Origin of the sequence: Marinobacter aromaticivorans (genome assembly GCF_002806975.1) — a bacterium.
Classification (GTDB): Bacteria; Pseudomonadota; Gammaproteobacteria; order Pseudomonadales; family Oleiphilaceae; genus Marinobacter; species Marinobacter aromaticivorans.
In genome coordinates, this window is the sequence record NZ_NIHD01000002.1 from 316,797 (window position 1) to 334,567 (window position 17,771).

Here is a 17,771-nt window from a genome sequence, read left to right on the forward strand (position 1 = left end):
TTACGGCGAATATGAATTGAATTTGAGAAACTTACCTGAAAAGGGGAAAACCAATATACACAACCGGAGTGAGAAATGTTCCTGAACTGGCTGGCGAAGCGCCTTGCCGCCTACCTTACCAAGCAGGTAGCGCAGCAATCCGTGCGCACATCAACCTGGGAAGCCCTGGAAAGGTCTGTCAGGCCGGGAGATGTGTTGCTTGTAGAGGGTGATACCCGCATCAGCGTGGCAATAAAGTACCTGACCCAGTCTACCTGGTCTCACTCCACCCTCTACCTGGGGCCGGATGCTGGCCTGGGCACATCCGACGCTGGCGAGCCCCACACACTGGTTGAGGCAGACCTGGAGGTTGGCATTCGCTCTCTGCCACTGTCGTTCTACCGCAACAGCCATACCCGCATCTGTCGCCCGGTCGGGCTTGATGACGAGAACATCCGTGAGCTGACCGAATACGCCCTGAGCCGGCTGGGCAATCAATACGACCTGAAAAACGTGTTTGATCTGGCGCGCTATCTTATCCAGACACCGCCCGTTCCTGCGCGGCACAGGCACAAGCTGCTGTCTTTCGGGAGCGGGGATCCAACGCGGGCAATTTGTTCCACGTTTATTGCAGAGGGGTTCCAGCGCCTGCGTTACCCGATACTCCCCACCATCGACTCAATCCCGTCTGACGACCCCAACTGCCGGCATTGCATCCGCGAGCACTTCCGCATTCGGCAAACCTCCCTGTTCACACCACGGGATTTCGATGCATCCCCGTATTTCCGGATTATCAAGCCGACCCTGGAAGAGAAGTTTGATTTCAGAGCCATCAACTGGGCAGATCTGTAATCTGCCTCAGTTGCGGGTTGAGGGGCAGGGTGCGCCGCAAGGGGCACAGGCAGACTCGTCCCTTTGTGTCAGCGCAGTTGGCACATTTCCCTGCCCGGAATTGAAGGCGAACGTGGGGCTGTTCACGTGATCCACCACAATCAGCGCGAGAATCGCGCCGAGCATCATCAGAATCCGGGCCCGGCTGTATGCTTTATCCATATTGGCAAGCTCCTCTGTCAATCAGGTAGCCGGAACCAGGGCCGCAGGCGTATGCCGATCAGCGATCCGGCAAAGGCACAGGCAAACCAGATCCACGCGTGCAGGCTCGCCGAGGCAATGCCGGAGAACAAGGCGCCGATATTGCAGCCAAAACCCAGACGGGCGCCATAGCCCAGAAACAGGCCACCCACGACAGCCGCCAGCAATGGCCGGCGCTGCGGGCGATTGCGGCTGGCTTCGTTAAAGCGGTTGGCAAGGCCGGCTGCCAGCATGGCACCCAGCAGCACACCAAAGTTCATTACCGAGGGGATGTTGGTCAGCAGGGAATCCTTGAGTGCCATCGCAGGATAATCCCACTGCCAGAACTCGAATTGCGACATGTTGACGCCGATGGCTGCCAGCGCCTTGGCCCCCCACACGTTGAAGGCAAAGGTTACGCTCCAGGGAGCGCCCCCGATACCCAGTGTCAGGGCATTACCCGCGGCCAGGATCAGAATCGCCCAGGTAAACGGCCAGCGACCGCTGATCAGGGTTCGCACGAAGCCATGGCCCTGGCTTTTCCAAAGCAGCTCATCGCGCTCAAGGTTGCCATGAGCCTTGCGCTCAACCCGGTTAACCCAGCGGGCTATCAGGCCCAGCCCCAGAAGCTGCACAACAATTGCACCACTAACCCCAAAAGTGTTGACCAGCGGCACCGGGTCAAAACCCGGCTGATCCAGCCACCAGGGCAGGTGGATAGAGCCGAGCACTGCACCGGCCACGAAAAACGCCAGGGTCACCACCATGCGGATGTTGCCCGCCCCTACAGTAAACAGGGTGCCGGAGCCACAGCCGCCACCGAGCTGCATCCCGATACCAAACAGGAAGGAGCCTACAACAAGAGATGTGCCCACGGGGGCAACAGCACCCACCAGGCCCGGCTGACCGCTGTATAGCATGGGCACCATAATCAGCGAGGAGAGGCCGAACAGCATCAGCTGGGCACGCATACCGGCGCCGCGCTTTTTGACCACCAGATTGCGCCAGCCGGCGGTAAAGCCGAAAGCACCATGGTACAGGGCCATGCCCAACACCGTGCCTGTAGCAAACAGGGCCACCATAAAGGGGGCGGTTTCAAGCCAGATCAACCCACCAAGCACCGCCACACCCGCAAGTGCAGTCAGCACCACAAAACGATCAACAACCCAGGCTGTTTTTCGCAGCCCGGGCTGAAGCACAGCAGATTCACTCATCGAACCAACGCTCAGTTAAAGAAATCGAGAAGTTTCCCGAGGCCCCGCTTGGCAACCTGCATCGGGCGATCGCTATCCTGGCTCCACTCAGACATGGAACCGTCGTAAAGGGCTACTTCGCTGAAACCCGCAAGCTCACTCAACACAAACCAGTCAGTAGCGGCCCAGTGCCCGGTATTGCAGAAGGCAATAGTGCGGCTTTGTGCGTTCAGCTTTGCTTTATCTATGTTCGCAGTGATGCTGTCTTCGTTGAGGTACCACACGTCGGCCTTCTGGCTGATAAACTGCTGGTGGGGCAGGTTAAAGGAGCCCGGAATGGTTCCCGGCGCCGTGGCCGCCGGCGAAGATGTCTCTCCACTGAAGTAGTCCTCCGGACGGGCGTCCACCAGTTGCCCCTGGTGCTCGCGGGCATTCTGAACCTCACTGAGGGATGCAATCAGTTCTTCCTGCACAGAGCCCTTGAAGTCCGCAAAGGGGCGACTGGCGCCTTCGCCACTGGCTACCTCATACCCTGCCGCCTGCCAGCCGGCAAACCCTCCATTAAGAATGGTGACGTCCTCGTGCCCCAGAACGCGGAATGTCCAGAAAACACGGGCAGCACTGCCAAAGTCGGTAGCACCTGTGCCTGCAGGAACAATGACCACGGTATCGTCGTTACCAATGCCAAGGCCGCCGATCAGCCGCTCCATGCTACTGACCGGGGGCAATACGCCCTGAACACCATCACGGCTTTCACGCCAGCCATCGTCGGTATAACTGCTGTAGACCGAGCCAGGAATATGCGCCTTCCTAAAACTGCTGCGGTCACCACCCTTGTCGATACCGGATCTCACATCCAGCACCACAATATTGTCTTGACCCAAGTGGGAGTTCAGCCAGGCCGCATCAACCAGCGGCGGCGTATCGGTACCTGCTGTTGCCAGTGAACTGGCCAGAAGCAGAAGAACTGGGAATAGACGGCCCATGCGGTTGTCTCCTTAACGGATGAATTCACGGGCGTCATTATGAACCTGCAAAAAAAGAATTTACAGACTGCCTTTTATTCTATTTTAGAATATCAAAATACCTGAAGCACAGGTGGCCTCTCCGCCAGGGAGCACCACCTGGGCCTGCATTTTCCCCTGCGAGAACTAGCGCAGGTCCGGATTCAGTGTGTAAGTACCGGTAACCCGGGCACTGGCCAGAACGTGGCCTTTCATGGCCTTGCGCACCGCCTCGCCATCAAATTCCCCGGAAAGCCCCAGAGACTCCACATCCAGCGCATGCACTTCATAGTGATAGCGATGCACCAGTTCATCATTCCAGGGCGGGCAAGGGCCATCGTAGCCGAAGTAGGTGCCAGCCATGTCAGGGTCGCCAGCCAGAAACTGGGTAAAGTTATTCACCCCGCGCACACCTGCCGGGCCAGGGCCGCCATCTTTGCCCTTGGGCGTTACCCCATCGCTGTCTTCGCCTTCCGGTATGCGGCTTACACTGGCGGGAATATCAACCAGCAGCCAGTGGAAAAAATCCACCCGGGGAAGATCTTTCGGGATTGTTTTACCTTCCTGGTTTGCGTCATCCGCCACACTGGGCACATCCGGATCAAACATCATGATCACAAAGCTCTTTGTGCCCTCCGGCGCACCTTCCCAGTACATTCCGGGGTTGCGGTTGGGGCCAAAGCTCATCCGATCCTCCGGGTGGAACACGCCGAACGCGAATATATCCGGGACCGGCTTGCCCTCTTCAATACCCTCAACGTTCAGTTTCATGGTGCTTTCTCCTGTCATTTTATTGCGGTTAATAAGCGAACTCTCACATGGATTGTGCCAGAGACCAGCCTATTCTGTGATAATACCTTGTAACAACGGTATCCTGTCCATGTCCAACCTGCCTGCCAGTGGCCGTCCTTGAAAAGAGCTCCGCATGTTCAACAGAGGCGAAATTATTCACCACAGCCGAGATAAACTTGGCAGTATTCTGGTGATTGACTACCGCAAACACCGGGTTCTTACCTTCAATTCGGTGTTTGAACAAAGCAAGATTGACCGACGATATCCACACCTTCCGGTGCACGAATACAACCGTGCCATGCTGCTGCCTGCAGCATTTAACTGCCCCCGACACGTGACGGTTCTGGGGCTGGGCGGCGGCGTGATGGCCAATGCGTTTCTCCACTTGTACCCGGGCTGCCGGGTACACGCGGTTGAACTGAGGCGGTCGGTTCTGGAGGTAGCCCGCGAGTACTTCGGCTTGCCGGAGAGCGATCGCCTAAGCGTAACCATTGCCGATGCCCGCGATGCCCTGGGCAATCTTCCGGATGCCAGCACGGACATGATTCTGGCCGACCTGTACAACGCTGACCGCATGAGCCCTGCACAGGCGCAGCGGCAGTTTGTGGAGAGTTCAAGCCGGGTCCTTGGCAGCCGGGGCTGGCTGGTTCTCAACTACCACCGCACGCCAGACCCGGACGGCCCTTACTTCCGCCAGCTCAGGAAACACTTTGCTGCTCTGTTGGTATTCAAAAGCAAAACCAACAACACCGTGGTGTACGCCAGCAAACAGCCCGTTGAACCCCTTAACCCCAAAGACCCGGTGCTCGTCAACCTTGAGAAACGGTTACCGATCGACTGGGGCCGTCTTATGGGCAGGGTCAGCCGGCTTTGAGTTTTATGCCGGTTGAAGGATGCGCATTAGCATTATCCCGGCCGCACCAGTATCCTACCTCGCAAGCAGATCCCAGTGACGACAGCCAAGCGTTTTTTTGCAAGAGCGCTTGGCTTTCTTCACTTAATGGTCTGATTTCTATGGATAACCTTCATCATATTGTGGTGGTTGGCGGCGGCGCCGGCGGGCTCGAGCTTGTTACCAGCCTGGGCAAAAAGCTTGGCAAAAAGGGCAAGGCACGAATCACCCTCGTTGACGCAGGGCTGACCCACGTGTGGAAACCGCTGCTGCACGAAGTTGCCTCCGGTTCACTGGATGCCAACTCCAACGAAGTGAACTACCGTGCCCATGCCCGCAAGCACCACTACGAATTCCAGCTCGGGCGCATGCACGGCCTGAACCGGCAGGCCAGGGAACTGGTCATAGCACCTTTTATGGATGACGACGGCAACGAAGTGGTTCCTGAGCGCCACCTGAAGTACGACACCCTGGTGATTGCTGTAGGCAGCACCGCAAACGATTTCGGCACACCGGGCGCACAGGAACATTGCCTGTTCCTGGACAGCCTGAAGCAGGCGCGACGCTTCCACAAGCTCATGCTCAACGCCTTTCTGCGCAAAAACCACGAAGCCCAGCTAGGCCGGGACCACAAACTTAACATCAGTATTATAGGTGCCGGGGCCACAGGCGTTGAGCTGGCTGCCGAACTACGGATGGCTTCGCGGGAATTGCCGGTGTACGGCATGAACCACCTGAAAGCATCAGATGTGTCGATTACCGTTATAGAAGCCGCCGACCGGATTCTGCCTGCACTGCCCGGCAGGCTCTCGGCCGCCGCCTCCAAAGAACTCGAGCGCCAGCACATAAAGGTTCTGAATGGTCAGCCCGTCAGCGAAATTCGCGCCGCCGCCGTCATCATGAAAGACGGTACCGAACTGCCCTCGGAAATGACCATCTGGGCCGCCGGCATAAAAGCGCCCGGGTTTCTGGCAAACCTGGATGGCCTGGAATCCAACCGCGGCAATCAACTGGTGGTGCAACAGACCCTGCAAACCACAAAAGACACCAACATTTTTGCCTTCGGCGACTGCGCTGCCTGCCCACAACCGGATTCCGACCGGCCCGTTGCCCCACGCGCCCAAGCCGCCCATCAGCAGGCCGACACCCTTTTTAAAACCCTGTGCAACCGCCTGGAAGGCAAAGAAGCCGTACCCTTCGTGTATAACGATTACGGATCGCTGATCAACTTCAGCCGTTACACCACGGTGGGCAACCTCATGGGCAACCTGTCTGGCCGCAGTATGTACATTGAAGGCAAGGTGGCCCGGCTGTTTTATCTATCCCTTTACCGCATGCACCAGGTAGCGTTGCACGGTTTTCTGCGGACCGGAGTGATCTGGTTTATGGACAAGATCAGCCGGGCGATGCAGCCCAGGTTGAAGTTGCATTGAGTATAATCACAAGAGCTTGTTTATTCAGTTAACGAGTTTAAGAGGCTAACGCGCCTAATCGGAAACGCTATACTCTAGAAGTCGAGCAGCCTTTATGCCCTCTTCAGAATAACACTCATAGGTCTACTGCCCTTATGGCTTTGGTAATCCATTTGACCGTAGTAAGTAAATGGTGCCGCTTTTTTATTTTGCAGCCTGTTCTCTCGAATAAATAAATGTATTGATAAGCCAAGCTCTCGATGACGTATCAACTCCTGGCCACGTTTGCTTTCAGGGGCGGTGCTATCCTGGCTCTGCCAGTGGAATTGCTGCTCGTCTATCCAATGATCCACGTAGCGATGGTTAGCAGCCCTGCCTTGTTTGTTCAGGGTGACCAACAATACGTGCGCAGCCGCGCCCTTTAAAAACACGTGTCCCACATTCCACTTGCCTGGGTTGAAAACCTCGCCGAATAGTCGGGGAATATCCTCCCGCATAAAGCTCTGACCTACCGCCAACTCCAGTGGATCAATCACCGCCTCAAGCCGCGCAAACGTTCGAAACTGCTCGTTCAGTTCATCCGTCACCAGAATATCTTCATAGCTCGGATTCTTTGCTTTCAGAACGTATTGGCCTTGGCTTGTTTTCTCCACCACGCGAAGCAAATACTGCGTGTCGCCCGTTTCATCCATTCGCTCAATGGCCAAAGTCTTTCCGGTGATGCTTCCCGCCTGGTCTGGATTGATTTGTTCCAGCAGCAAATAATCGCCGCTATAAATTGGGTTTTTGCCGCCATTCATAGAGTCGCCCGAAGCTTGTGCTATAAAGTGCCGGCTGGGGTTGAGTCGGCCATAGCCTTCACCAATATGGCGGTATTCTTCGGCCTCGGCAGAACTGCTGCGAAAGTGTCCGCAGGCGATCTTCAAGGTGGGGAAATATGGAAGCTCAGTGCCTGCTAAACCACTGCCAGGGAGTACAGATACGTTCTGATCGACCGGCTCTATGTTGCCCCGAGCCTCGTAACTGGCTAACCGATAATCCACCAACTCCTGAACCAAAGCTGTGAAGCTATCTATCTGGTCACTCGCCAGGCTAATGGCTGCAGCAAAGCGCCCCTCCGTGATTTTGAAGGAGCCTGCTGCCTTGGTGTTTTCGCCAATCCACGCCCTGACTGGATTTCGTCGCCAATAGGCCTGCCAGGCTCTTGGCTCAGGGCTTTCACGCATCTCTACCGGCAGCTCTCCCAGCAAAGTACGACGACGCTGTAATACGTTCAACGACTGACTGGCCAGTGCTGATAATTCTGGCGGGTTACGCCAGCCGTCCAGCTCTTGAAAGGCCTCAAGAAGAACCATTTTGAACGACTTGGTCATAGCCGTTTTTTCAAGTTCCGCAAGAAACGCGGCGTGCTGCTCTACCAGCTTGGATTCCGTTTCGTCCAAGTCCTCCATGTGCGCCACTAACGCAAACCAGTGGCCGAACTGTTTGCGCAGTTGAGTGAGATTGGCACCAAAACGATAGAACTCGGTGAGAGTGGGGCGTCGACCTAGAGTATCCCGCAACAATCGATAGTCTTTTTCGGTGCCCTGCCCATCCAACGACTTCAAAAATTCGATAAGTTGCAGGTCGTAATTGATGAAGCAACCATCCGGTAGGTCCAGCTTTTGCGACTCGGCCTTGCGCGCATACTGCGCCAACTGCCGGTGGTTCATGTCCGCGCCCATCAGCGCTTGCGGCTTATGCAAAAACCCTTGGTGGTTACCAATAAAGTCCAGAACCACCAGCTTGTCTTTGCCTTCTGCTTTACGGAGACCCCGGCCAAGCTGCTGTAAGAATAAAATTTTTGATTCCGTGGGACGCAGCATCATCACCGTATCAATGGCGGGCAAATCAACGCCTTCGTTAAACAGATCTACCGAAAACAGGATGGCCAACTCGCCAGACTTCAACTGCTCTAACGCCTCCCCTCGAGACAACTCAGAGTGGCCATGAACAGAAGCTGCCGCAAACCCTCTTTTACGAAACTGCTTGGCCATGAAGTCTGCATGGTTGATCGAAACACAGAACGCCAAGGTGCGTTTTTGGCGGTGCTTCTGCCACACACGCTCTGCGTGACGAGCACGGCCTAAAGTGGCAAGCTTGTGAGCAAGTTGATCGGGGTCGAACTTGCCGTTACGCCAGGGGATTTCGGCGTAATCAACCGTGTCATCGAAAATTCCATAGTAGTGAAAAGGTGCCAACAGCTTACTGCGGATACCCTCAAATAAGTTGTGTGTGTAAACAAGATTGTCATCACACAAAGAGAGAATATCTGAGCGGTCGGTTCGATCTGGTGTGGCTGTTAAACCAAGCATGAAGGTGGGGGCAAAGTAGCTCAGCAAGCGGTAATAGGTGGGTGCTGCTGCGTGGTGAAACTCGTCCACCACAATGTAATCAAAATGCTGGGGTGTAAATCGCTCCAAATGCGCATCTTTGCCCAATGTTTGTATTGAGGCACACAGCACATCGACCGCCATATCCCGCTGTTTGCCCATATAAAATCCCACGCGGTTTTGCGGGCGAATGCGGATAAAGGTTTCAGCCGCCTGATGCAGAATTTCTTCACGGTGGGCGACAAACAGAACTCGCCTCGCACCCATTTGAGCCGCATCAAAGGCAGACAGCCAGGTTTTACCCAAGCCCGTCGCCAGGACTACCAAGCCTCGACTGTACCCCTCAGATCGTGTTTCGCGCAGAGCCTCTAGCGCCGCAGTTTGTACCGGCGTTGGTTCTGGTGGGTCTTCAACCTCATGGCTGCCGGCTTCCATGGGGCGCGGCGGCAGAACCCGACGAGCTTCGTACTCGTCAATCCAGCCGTCCGACAAGGACAGTGTATTCTTGTGACGGAACAACTCTTCAAAGCGGCTCTGCGCTTCAAAAAAGCCGTTATCGCTGGGGTAATCAACCCGATAGTTCCACTCCAAACCATCCTGAAGCGCTTGGCGACTGATATTGCTCGATCCAATAAAAGCGGTTCCCTGACGGGACGATTCACCCAGAACGTAGGTAAAAATATAGGCTTTCAGGTGAAAGCTTGAGCCAGCACTCTCAAATACCCGAACCTGCGCACCTCTCTCTTGCAGCAGCATTAAACTGCGCAAGGCTTCCGGATCGGTAATGTCCATATAGTCACTGGTGAGAACCCGAACCCGCGCAGGCCTTTGTTTTCGGCCAAGGGCACTCAGCAGGTCGGGGAGCAGTAGTTTCAATCCGGTGGACTTTACGAACGCCACCGCCATATCAACTTCGCGGGCTCGACTGATACTGGCACAAAGATGCGGCAAGAAATGCTGATACCTGCCACCCGTAATCAGTTTGTCATGGGTCTCGACCTGCTTATGAAAAACCCCATTCACCCAATACCCATCCCGCCCCGGTCTGCGGTCTGCGGTTTGCCAGGTGGTTATCTTCTCCACCCCCGGTAAGGCGCTTGCCCAGCGTTCAAGTTGGGACTCAGTTGCATCGGTAAAGTGGCGGCCATTGTGTTCTCGCTGCCCTTCACCCCGTTTAAAACTGAGGTACAGAAGGCCGCCGGGCTTCAAGGCCTGCCAAAGCCGGGCAAGTGCATGGGGTATCTGTTGGTGAGGGAGGTGGAGCAGGCTGGCACTGGCCCAGATGCCATCGTAGACCTGGTATTCGTGGACCTGATCAAACGTACGAACGGTAACCGGGTGGCTTATCGCTTTGGTTGCCAAGGCGGCCAGCTTTTCAGAGGCATCGAACGCAGTAACGCGATAACCGCGAGCCAGAAATTCCCGGGAATCCCGGCCGGAACCGCAGCCTGCGTCAAGAATGTGGGCATTTTCAGGGAGATGGGGCAAAAATGCGTCGTACAGCGCGGTCATATCCACGTGCAGCGTTTCGTCGAAAAACGCCTGCGCATGGGCGTTGTAATAGGCAACCGATTGGCTCATGCCGGGCGTGGCTCTTTTTTGTGTCGAAAAACCACAATATAAGCGACTGTTTTATAATAACAAACTGCACAGGTAATTTATTGCCTGCCGGCAAGAAATCACCCCACCTGAGGCACTGACAGCGAGTGATCTTTAACGGCGCAGCTCAGTGGACTGCGCTTTCAACCCTAATGACTTGCTTGTTTAAGGCGCCGGCAATGGGCAAACTTGGGGAAGCTTACAAGCGCTTCCGCCGGTTCCCGGCAAGCCTCTCTGATGGAGTTCTGATGGATCCAATGCTCACCCTGGTAGGTGCCCTGATGCTTGTCATCAGCATCCTTCTGAGCCCGCTTTCCAGCCGGGTAGGTATGCCGGTACTGCTGGTTTTTCTGGTGGTGGGCATGATGATGGGCAAAGACGGCCCGGGCGGCATTGAATTTGACGATTTCCAGCTCTCTTTTCTGGTCGCCAATCTGGCACTGGGAGTAATCCTGCTGGATGGTGGTATGCGCACCCGGGCAGAGACCTTCCGTGTGGGCCTCAAGCCTGCCCTGGTGCTTGCCACGATTGGTGTTGGCATGACCGCACTGGGGGCGGCGTTAGTCGCCTGGATGGTGTTCGACCTGCACTGGATGACCGCGCTGCTTGTAGGTTCCATCATTTCATCCACCGACGCGGCAGCGGTATTTTCGCTGCTGCAGGGGCGCGGGCTGCACTTGAATGAACGGGTCAGCGCCACGCTGGAAATCGAGTCCGGCAGTAACGACCCCATGGCGATCTTTCTGACGCTGATGATGGTCACCCTGATTGCCAGCGATGGCGACCACGCCATTCAGGATTCGCTGATTCTTCTGCTCAAGCAGTTCAGCATTGGTGGCGTTGGCGGTATCGTCGGCGGCTTCATGATTGCCGAGCTGGCCAACCGGATTCGCCTTACGCCCTCACTTTATCCTCTGCTGGTGGCCGCCGCCGGTATTTCGGTGTTTTCTGCCATCAACGCGCTTGGCGGTAGCGGCTTTCTGGCTATTTACCTTTGTGGCGTTGTGATCGGCAACCGCCAGGTTCGAATGATGCCCATGATTCTTCAGGTACACGATGGCCTGGCCTGGCTGGCACAGCTTTGCCTGTTCCTGATTCTGGGCCTGCTGGTGAACCCGTCCGATTTGCTGCCGCTGGCGGGAAGCGGCCTGATACTCGCGCTGACGCTGATTTTCGTGATCCGCCCCCTGACCGTCCTGCTGACAATCTGGCCTTTTGGCTTTAACCGTCGCGAACTCGGGTTCATAAGCTGGGTAGGGCTGAGAGGGGCCGTACCCATCGTGCTGGCGCTTTTCCCCATTATCGCCAACCTGCCTGAGGCACAACTGGTTTTCCATGCGGCCTTTTTTATTGTTCTGGTTTCGTTGCTGGTTCAGGGCACCACCCTTACCCCTCTGGCGCGCCTGCTGCGCCTTGAAATCCCGGCCAACGGGGAACCCTATCGACGCTTGCCGCTGGACGCCCCCGCCGCAGGCGACCACGAACTGATGCTTTTCCCCCTGCGGGGAGAAAACTGGGAAAGCCCGAGGGTTCTGGGGCAATTGCGCTTTCCGGAAAACACCGCGGTTGCCGGCGTATTCCGGAACCGGGTCTGCCTGCAACCCAAGGCGGATCTGGAGGTATCCAGCGGTGATATGGTGGCGATGTTTGCCACGCCCAGCGTGCTGAAAGAACTGGGTAAGTCTCTCAGTGGCCGCCACACGCCAAAATACCTCGCAGACAGAGCCTTCTTCGGGGACTTTGTGCTGAATGGCGATGCGCTGCTCGGGGATGTGGAACAGGTTTATGGCATTGAGTTTGATGAGTTGCCACCGGAGCTGTCGCTGGCAGAGTGCTTCGCGCGGCGCACGAAAGGGCATCCGGTCATTGGCGACACCGTTGTTCTGGGGCCGGTTACCCTGGTGGCAAGGGCCACCGAGGCGGACCAGGTCACCAAAGTTGGCCTGAAAATGGACAAGTCACGAAATGCCTGACTTGCTAACCGGATAACTGTCAAAGTTAACAAAACCCCTTAACAATTACCCGGTTGGATATGCTATAACACCAATACGCAAAGATTAATCATTGGTAAGTTAAGGTTATGCTGATTCCCGGTTTATTAACCCGTTGCCTTCTGGCTCTGTTGTTTGTTGCAAGCCTCCCGGCCTATGGCGCCGGACTGCTGGCCAAGGCCGATAACCGCATGCCGGTGGTACAAACCTCGCCCGGCGACTCTTCCTCATTTGATGACTCCCTGGTGGTTAATAAGGTCCTGGTAAAAAAAGGGCAGCGTCGGCTCTACCTGATGAACGGTGAAGAGGTGGTCCGGAGTTACCGCATATCGCTCGGGGACAACCCGGAAGGGCACAAACTCTACGAGGGCGACGAACGCACGCCAGAAGGCGACTACACGCTGGACTGGCGCAATGCCGGCAGTGATTTTTACAAATCCATTCACATTTCCTACCCCAGCGAAAAAGACCGCGAGATGGCCGAAAACTGGGGCCTGGATCCCGGAGGCAGCATAATGATCCACGGTCTGCCCAATGGAGCGGAAGACATGGCGTTTGCGTATACAGGCCTGGACTGGACCAACGGATGCATCGCTGTTAACAATCAGGAGATGGATGAAATCTGGCAGTTGGTCAACGATGGCACGCCCATACGAATCACCCCCTGACCATTTCCCCATGACGCCAGCATTAAGTTGTTGTCATAACCTAAGAAAATTTACGTATACTTAGTTAACATTTCCTCTCAGAGTGTTTTACACTGTTTTACGACTCCGGTAGTCAACGCCTATCGGGCCGAAGCTAAAAAAGGAAGTCGTCTGAAAAGACTTTCGGATCAACAGGAAATAACTCGACCAAAAAGGGGATTTACAATGCGTAAACTGACGATCGCCGGAATCGCACTGGCTACTGCCATTACTGCAGGTTGTGCAACGACCGACCAGGGTGCTCTCGACGAAGCCAATGCAACTGCCAGCTCTGCTGAACAAACTGCAGATAAGGCACTGAACACAGCCAACAGTGCTGCAAGCTCCGCGCGTTCAGCACAGCAGACCGCTGACCGTGCTCTGGCTGCTGCCCAAGCCGCTCAGAAATCTGCTGATGAGGCTAACGAGCGTGCCAAGCGTATGCTCGAGCGTGCCAGCCAGAAGTAAGGCTCAGCATTGCGAAAAAGGCCGGGACTCCCGGCCTTTTTTATTGCTCATGATTAACCTGCCAAACTGCTTTCATACCGCCGCGCGTCAGGGCTCAGGCTGCTTTGGCTGGCCGGCAGCGGGTGCTTTCTCCATGAACGTCTTTAACAGGTCCAATGGTAGCGGAAAAACAATGGTGGAGGAGTTGGTGTTACTCATGTCAGACAAGGTTTGCATATAGCGCAGCTGCATGGCGCCGGAATTGGCTGACATAACCTCCGCAGCTTCTACCAGCTTTTTGGAAGCCTGTAGTTCACCTTCCGCATGAATCACTTTCGCCCTCCGTTCCCGTTCGGCTTCAGCCTGGCGGGCAATCGCACGAATCATGCTTTCGTTGAGATCCACATGCTTGATTTCCACGTTGGCGACCTTGATACCCCATTCCTCTGTCTGGGAATCAATGATCTCCTGGATATCGGCGTTCAGTTTGTCCCGCTCAGACAACATCTCATCAAGATCGTGTTTGCCCAGCACCGATCGCAGTGTGGTCTGGGACAACTGGCTGGTTGCGGAATTGAAATCTTCCACGCGGATAATCGCACGCTCCGGGTCCACCACCCGGAAATAGAGCACCGCATTTACCCGCACGGTGACGTTATCCCGGGAAATCACATCCTGGCTCGGCACATCCAGGGTAATGACGCGCAGATCCACCCGTACAATCTGTTGAATACCCGGAACGACAATAATCAGCCCGGGCCCTTTTACGCCCTGAAACCGGCCCAGAAAGAACACCACGCCGCGCTGGTACTCCGGCAGGATTTTGATGGCAGAGCCCAGAATCAGCAGCAGGACCACTGCGGGTACCAGCCAGGGAATCAGATCACCAATCATACAGCCTCCTCGTTTCGCTGCTGGTTATCATGCGCCCGGTCAGCCGGCTCTACATTGACAGTCAAGCCCTCAATGCCGGTAACCTGCACATCATCGTTCTCACGTACAGGATAGCAGCTGACCGCTTTCCAGCGCTCTCCACTGAGCCGCACATGGCCGTGATAGGTATCACGCTCTTTGCGGAAATCGTTCAGAGCTACCGCTTTCTCCCGGATGATCTGCTCGGTACCGCTCACCGGGTGTCTTTTCCGCAGCCCGACAAACCGGGTGACAGTCCACAGAATGAAGCCCGCCGCTACCGCCGCAGTGCCGCCGATGGCAGGCAGGGAAATCGCCCTGTGGCTGCCATCCATCAGGATGACCGAACCGGTCACAAACGCGACCATGCCACCCACTCCGAGAATGCCAAAACTGGGCACGAAGGACTCGCCGACAATAAACGCCAGCCCCAAGAGAACCAGCGCCAGCCCCGCATAGTTTACCGACAGCACCTGAAACGCAAACATGGCCAGGATCAGGCAGATAGCGCCCACAACGCCCGGTACCACGGCACCCGGGTTCGCCAGCTCGAAAATAATGCCGTAGAACCCGATAATCATCAGGAAATAGGCAACATTGGGATTGGTTATGACCGAGAGCAGGCGCGTGCGCCAGTCCGGTTGCATCCGCACAATCGTCAGCCCGGCGGTCTGCAGGGTTCTGTCACCGGTCGCCATACGCACACTCTGGCCATCAAGCTGGCGCATAAGGCCGGGCAGATCTGCCGCAATAACATCGATAACGTTTCGTTCAAGGGCCTCACTGGCCCCAAGGTTGACGGCTTCGCGCACAGCCTCCTCAGCCCAGTCAGCGTTGCGACCGTGGCGCTCCGCCAGCCCCCGTATGTAGCTTACGGCGTCTTCCAGAACCTTACGCTCCATGGCCGTTGCGCCACGGCGCTTGTCATCTGCGCCGGTGTTTTCCTTGTCGGCTGTTTTTGAGTCGTCACCAGCGCTGTCTTCATCGGGCTCTTCTGCAGGCTCCGGGCTGCCTGGCAAGCCACCCATCTGAACCGGTGTTGCCGAACCCAGATTGGTTGCCGGCGCCATTGCCGCAACATGGCTGCCATAAAGAATATAGGTACCGGCGCTGGCCGCCCGGGCACCCTGGGGGGAAACGTAAGTCACCACTGGCACGTCGGAGCCGAGAATGGTTTTGATAATTTCCCGCATGGAATCCATAAGGCCCCCGGGGGTGTCCATTTCCAGCACCACCAGTTCCGCACCTTCAGACTCCGCCCGGCGAATGCCGCGAACCAGGTAATCCATGGTAGCCGGGCCAATCGCACCCTCTACCGTCAGCACCAGCGCCGTTCCGGAGTTTTGCTGTTGCGCCAGCACCTGATGGGCCAGGGATACAAGGCCGAGCAAAATGCCTACTGCAAAAACCATGGCCCACATTCCGAGCCGGTTAAGGCGTTCTGATCTTATGGGTCGATCGCACTGCATACCGCCTCCCCGGATCCGAAAGAGAGTTCAGAACAGTCTGGCAAGCACCGATACCGGCAACCGCCGCAACACAAAACCGATAGGTGTCCAGGGCCACCTTGGCACAAAACTCTCACGTTTGCCCGACTCAATGGCTTTTACCATGGCCTTGCAGCCTGTATCCGCATCCACAATAAACGGTGTGTTCTTCACTTTCTCGTTTATTTCCGTGCGAATATAACCCGGGTAAAGCATTGTTACCTTGATGGGCGATTTCGCCTTGGCAAGTTCGACACGCAGTCCTTCGGAAAGTGCCGCAAGGCCCACCTTGGTTGCAGCGTATGTGTTTACATTACCCGGCATGCCCCGAACAGCGGTTACCGACGACACGGTAACCAGGTGCCCCCGGTTCTGCTTGCGGAAGATCTCCATGCCCGCTTCCATCTGCGCCAGAGCCGCCACAAAGTTGGTTTCTGCGGTTTGGCGGTTGGCGTTGAACCTGCCCGTACCCAGGGGCTGGCCCTTGCCGATTCCGGCATTAACAATAATGCGGTCAAGACTGCCGAACTCTTGCTGAAAAGCGCGGAAAACCTCAAAAACCTGATCGTGGTTGTTTACGTCCAGGGCACGAATGCTGATGGTTATTTCCGGGTGCCTGGCGGCCAGTTCCTCCCGCAATGCCTGCAACCGGTCGGTGCGGCGGGCGCACAGGGCAAGATTGTCACCCCTTGCGGCAAACTCGCGGGCCATGCCCTCACCAAGGCCCGAACTGGCGCCGGTGATCAGTGTGGTGCGACTCATGGTCTCTCCTGATTTTTATACGCTTTTATTTATGGGGAAAGCCCGCGGCGCCGGCGGGATCAGAAATACAGCTTCTGCTCGGGCTTTTCCGGTGCAGGGCGCTGCTCGTCTTTTGAGGTTTTGTCCGAGGCCAGGCGCGAAACCTGCTCACCAACCATGGCCGGAATGCCGTCAGCCTGCTCTACCGCCAGTTCTATCGCCCTGCGCTGGAGCTCAACACCCGGGTGTTTCTGGCGGAAGGCTTCGACTTCCCGGGTGACTTCCTGCCACAGCCTGTCCCTGTCCTGCCGGGAGTATTCCTCGTGGGGGCGATGCACTTCCAGCCAGACCTCACCACCGGACATGCCCAGCTTTACCGGATCATGCACGATCTGAACCGGTGTGCCCTTGCTCACCTGATAGACAAAACGGGAGATATCCTCGTTATACATGCGAAAGCAGCCGTGGCTGACGCCCATGCCCACACCAAATTTCTTGTTGGTGCCGTGAATGAGGTACCCCTTCTCGCTCAGCATCAGGGCATGGCTGCCCAGCGGGTTATCAGGCCCCGGGGGAATCATGCGCGGGAGATAATCGCCGGAAGCCTCGTACTCTGCACGAATGCTGGCAGGGGGATACCATGCCGGCGATTCCAGAGGCATGGTGACTTCTGCATTTGCCAGCGGGGAAGGGTTTTCAGCCGTGCCAACACCAACGGGGTAAACCTGAACACCCTCGTCAGTGAAATAGTAAAGCCGGTATTCGGCCAGGTTAATAACAATCCCCTCCCGGCGCGCCTCCGGCATCACGTACTGCCGCGGCAGTGTAATTGTGGTGCCTTCGCCGGGCAGCCAGGGGTCCACACCCGGGTTGGCTTTCACCAGTTCCAGATAGCCCAGCGCAAGCTGGTTACCTACTTCAGCAAAGGTATCTTCATAGCGGGTAACGAAGACATCCAGCCGCCCCGCCAGATCCCCCTTCACTTCGAAGGTCGGCACCCGCGGGCTGCGATCAACTGCCTGTTCGGAGGCAGGTTCCTGCCGTGTGTTATCCTGCTCTTCGGCATGGACAGGCTGCAAAACCAGAGCACCAGCCAGCAGAAGTACCAGCGCTGAACACTTTTCAAATCCCATAGGTCCCATTCCAGAAAAACTGCTCCTGAGCGTGCAGTGACAGCAGAACTCTCCAGGGGT

15 protein-coding genes are annotated in these 17,771 nt (G+C 56.2%); 6 read left to right on the forward strand and 9 right to left on the reverse strand.

Features of this window, described 5'->3' with window-relative positions; genetic code table 11:
* Window positions 1-75 precede the first annotated feature (75 nt).
* Window positions 76-831 carry a C40 family peptidase gene (locus tag CDH48_RS04295; RefSeq protein WP_100687489.1) on the forward strand — a complete coding sequence of 252 codons (756 nt, stop codon included), beginning with the start codon at window positions 76-78 and terminating at the stop codon, window positions 829-831.
* 6 nt (window positions 832-837) lie between these two features.
* Here CDH48_RS04295 and CDH48_RS04300 read toward each other — a convergent pair whose 3' ends face one another.
* The 4 genes from CDH48_RS04300 to CDH48_RS04315 all read right to left on the reverse strand — a co-directional run bounded on the left by CDH48_RS04300 (window position 838) and on the right by CDH48_RS04315 (window position 4,018).
* Window positions 838-1,032 (reverse strand): hypothetical protein, encoded by a 195-nt coding sequence (locus tag CDH48_RS04300; protein ID WP_100687490.1) that lies wholly within the window; start codon window positions 1,030-1,032, stop codon window positions 838-840.
* A 17-nt stretch (window positions 1,033-1,049) separates the two neighbouring features.
* Entirely contained in the window at window positions 1,050-2,264 is a 1,215-nt protein-coding gene (locus CDH48_RS04305) for a YeeE/YedE family protein (protein ID WP_100687491.1), read from the reverse strand.
* Between the two features lie 11 nt (window positions 2,265-2,275).
* Entirely contained in the window at window positions 2,276-3,229 is a 954-nt protein-coding gene (locus tag CDH48_RS04310) for a sulfurtransferase (protein ID WP_100687492.1), read from the reverse strand.
* Window positions 3,230-3,394: 165 nt separating this feature from the next.
* Window positions 3,395-4,018 carry a YbhB/YbcL family Raf kinase inhibitor-like protein gene (locus CDH48_RS04315; protein ID WP_100687493.1) on the reverse strand — a complete coding sequence of 208 codons (624 nt, stop codon included), beginning with the start codon at window positions 4,016-4,018 and terminating at the stop codon, window positions 3,395-3,397.
* Window positions 4,019-4,172: 154 nt separating this feature from the next.
* Between CDH48_RS04315 and CDH48_RS04320 the strand changes: the two genes are divergently transcribed.
* Both CDH48_RS04320 and CDH48_RS04325 read left to right on the forward strand, forming a co-directional pair.
* Window positions 4,173-4,913 carry a spermidine synthase gene (locus CDH48_RS04320; RefSeq protein ID WP_100687494.1) on the forward strand — a complete coding sequence of 247 codons (741 nt, stop codon included), beginning with the start codon at window positions 4,173-4,175 and terminating at the stop codon, window positions 4,911-4,913.
* Between the two features lie 140 nt (window positions 4,914-5,053).
* Window positions 5,054-6,364, forward strand: coding sequence for an NAD(P)/FAD-dependent oxidoreductase (locus CDH48_RS04325; protein WP_100687495.1), 1,311 nt, complete (start codon window positions 5,054-5,056; stop codon window positions 6,362-6,364).
* Between the two features lie 92 nt (window positions 6,365-6,456).
* Here CDH48_RS04325 and CDH48_RS04330 read toward each other — a convergent pair whose 3' ends face one another.
* On the reverse strand, window positions 6,457-10,296 hold the full coding sequence (locus CDH48_RS04330) for a DUF3427 domain-containing protein (RefSeq protein WP_100687496.1): 3,840 nt from the start codon (window positions 10,294-10,296) through the stop codon (window positions 6,457-6,459).
* Window positions 10,297-10,562: 266 nt separating this feature from the next.
* Here CDH48_RS04330 and CDH48_RS04335 point away from each other — a divergent pair, with 266 nt between their 5' ends.
* From CDH48_RS04335 to CDH48_RS04345, 3 genes are all read left to right on the forward strand, one after another.
* A complete protein-coding gene (locus CDH48_RS04335; protein WP_100687664.1) occupies window positions 10,563-12,287 on the forward strand; it encodes a potassium/proton antiporter in 1,725 nt (574 codons plus the stop codon).
* A gap of 107 nt (window positions 12,288-12,394) precedes the next feature.
* Window positions 12,395-12,973, forward strand: coding sequence for a L,D-transpeptidase family protein (locus CDH48_RS04340; RefSeq protein WP_100687497.1), 579 nt, complete (start codon window positions 12,395-12,397; stop codon window positions 12,971-12,973).
* Between the two features lie 204 nt (window positions 12,974-13,177).
* Entirely contained in the window at window positions 13,178-13,459 is a 282-nt protein-coding gene (locus tag CDH48_RS04345) for an Lpp/OprI family alanine-zipper lipoprotein (protein ID WP_100687498.1), read from the forward strand.
* Window positions 13,460-13,546: 87 nt separating this feature from the next.
* Here the strand turns inward: CDH48_RS04345 and CDH48_RS04350 are convergent, their stop codons facing one another.
* The 4 genes from CDH48_RS04350 to CDH48_RS04365 are packed head-to-tail and all read right to left on the reverse strand — an operon-like array spanning window position 13,547 to window position 17,711.
* Window positions 13,547-14,332: a slipin family protein gene (locus CDH48_RS04350; RefSeq protein ID WP_100687499.1), complete on the reverse strand. Its 786-nt coding sequence runs from the start codon at window positions 14,330-14,332 to the stop codon at window positions 13,547-13,549.
* The gene (locus CDH48_RS04355; protein WP_100687500.1) at window positions 14,329-15,819 is read right to left on the reverse strand and encodes an NfeD family protein; all 1,491 of its coding nucleotides are present in this window, start codon (window positions 15,817-15,819) and stop codon (window positions 14,329-14,331) included. The genes CDH48_RS04350 and CDH48_RS04355 overlap by 4 nt, the downstream gene beginning before the upstream one ends.
* A 27-nt stretch (window positions 15,820-15,846) precedes the next feature.
* Window positions 15,847-16,599, reverse strand: a complete 753-nt coding sequence (locus CDH48_RS04360) for an SDR family oxidoreductase (RefSeq protein ID WP_100687501.1) — start codon at window positions 16,597-16,599, stop codon at window positions 15,847-15,849.
* A 59-nt stretch (window positions 16,600-16,658) separates the two neighbouring features.
* Window positions 16,659-17,711, reverse strand: a complete 1,053-nt coding sequence (locus CDH48_RS04365; RefSeq protein ID WP_100687502.1) for a L,D-transpeptidase family protein — start codon at window positions 17,709-17,711, stop codon at window positions 16,659-16,661.
* Window positions 17,712-17,771 lie beyond the last annotated feature (60 nt).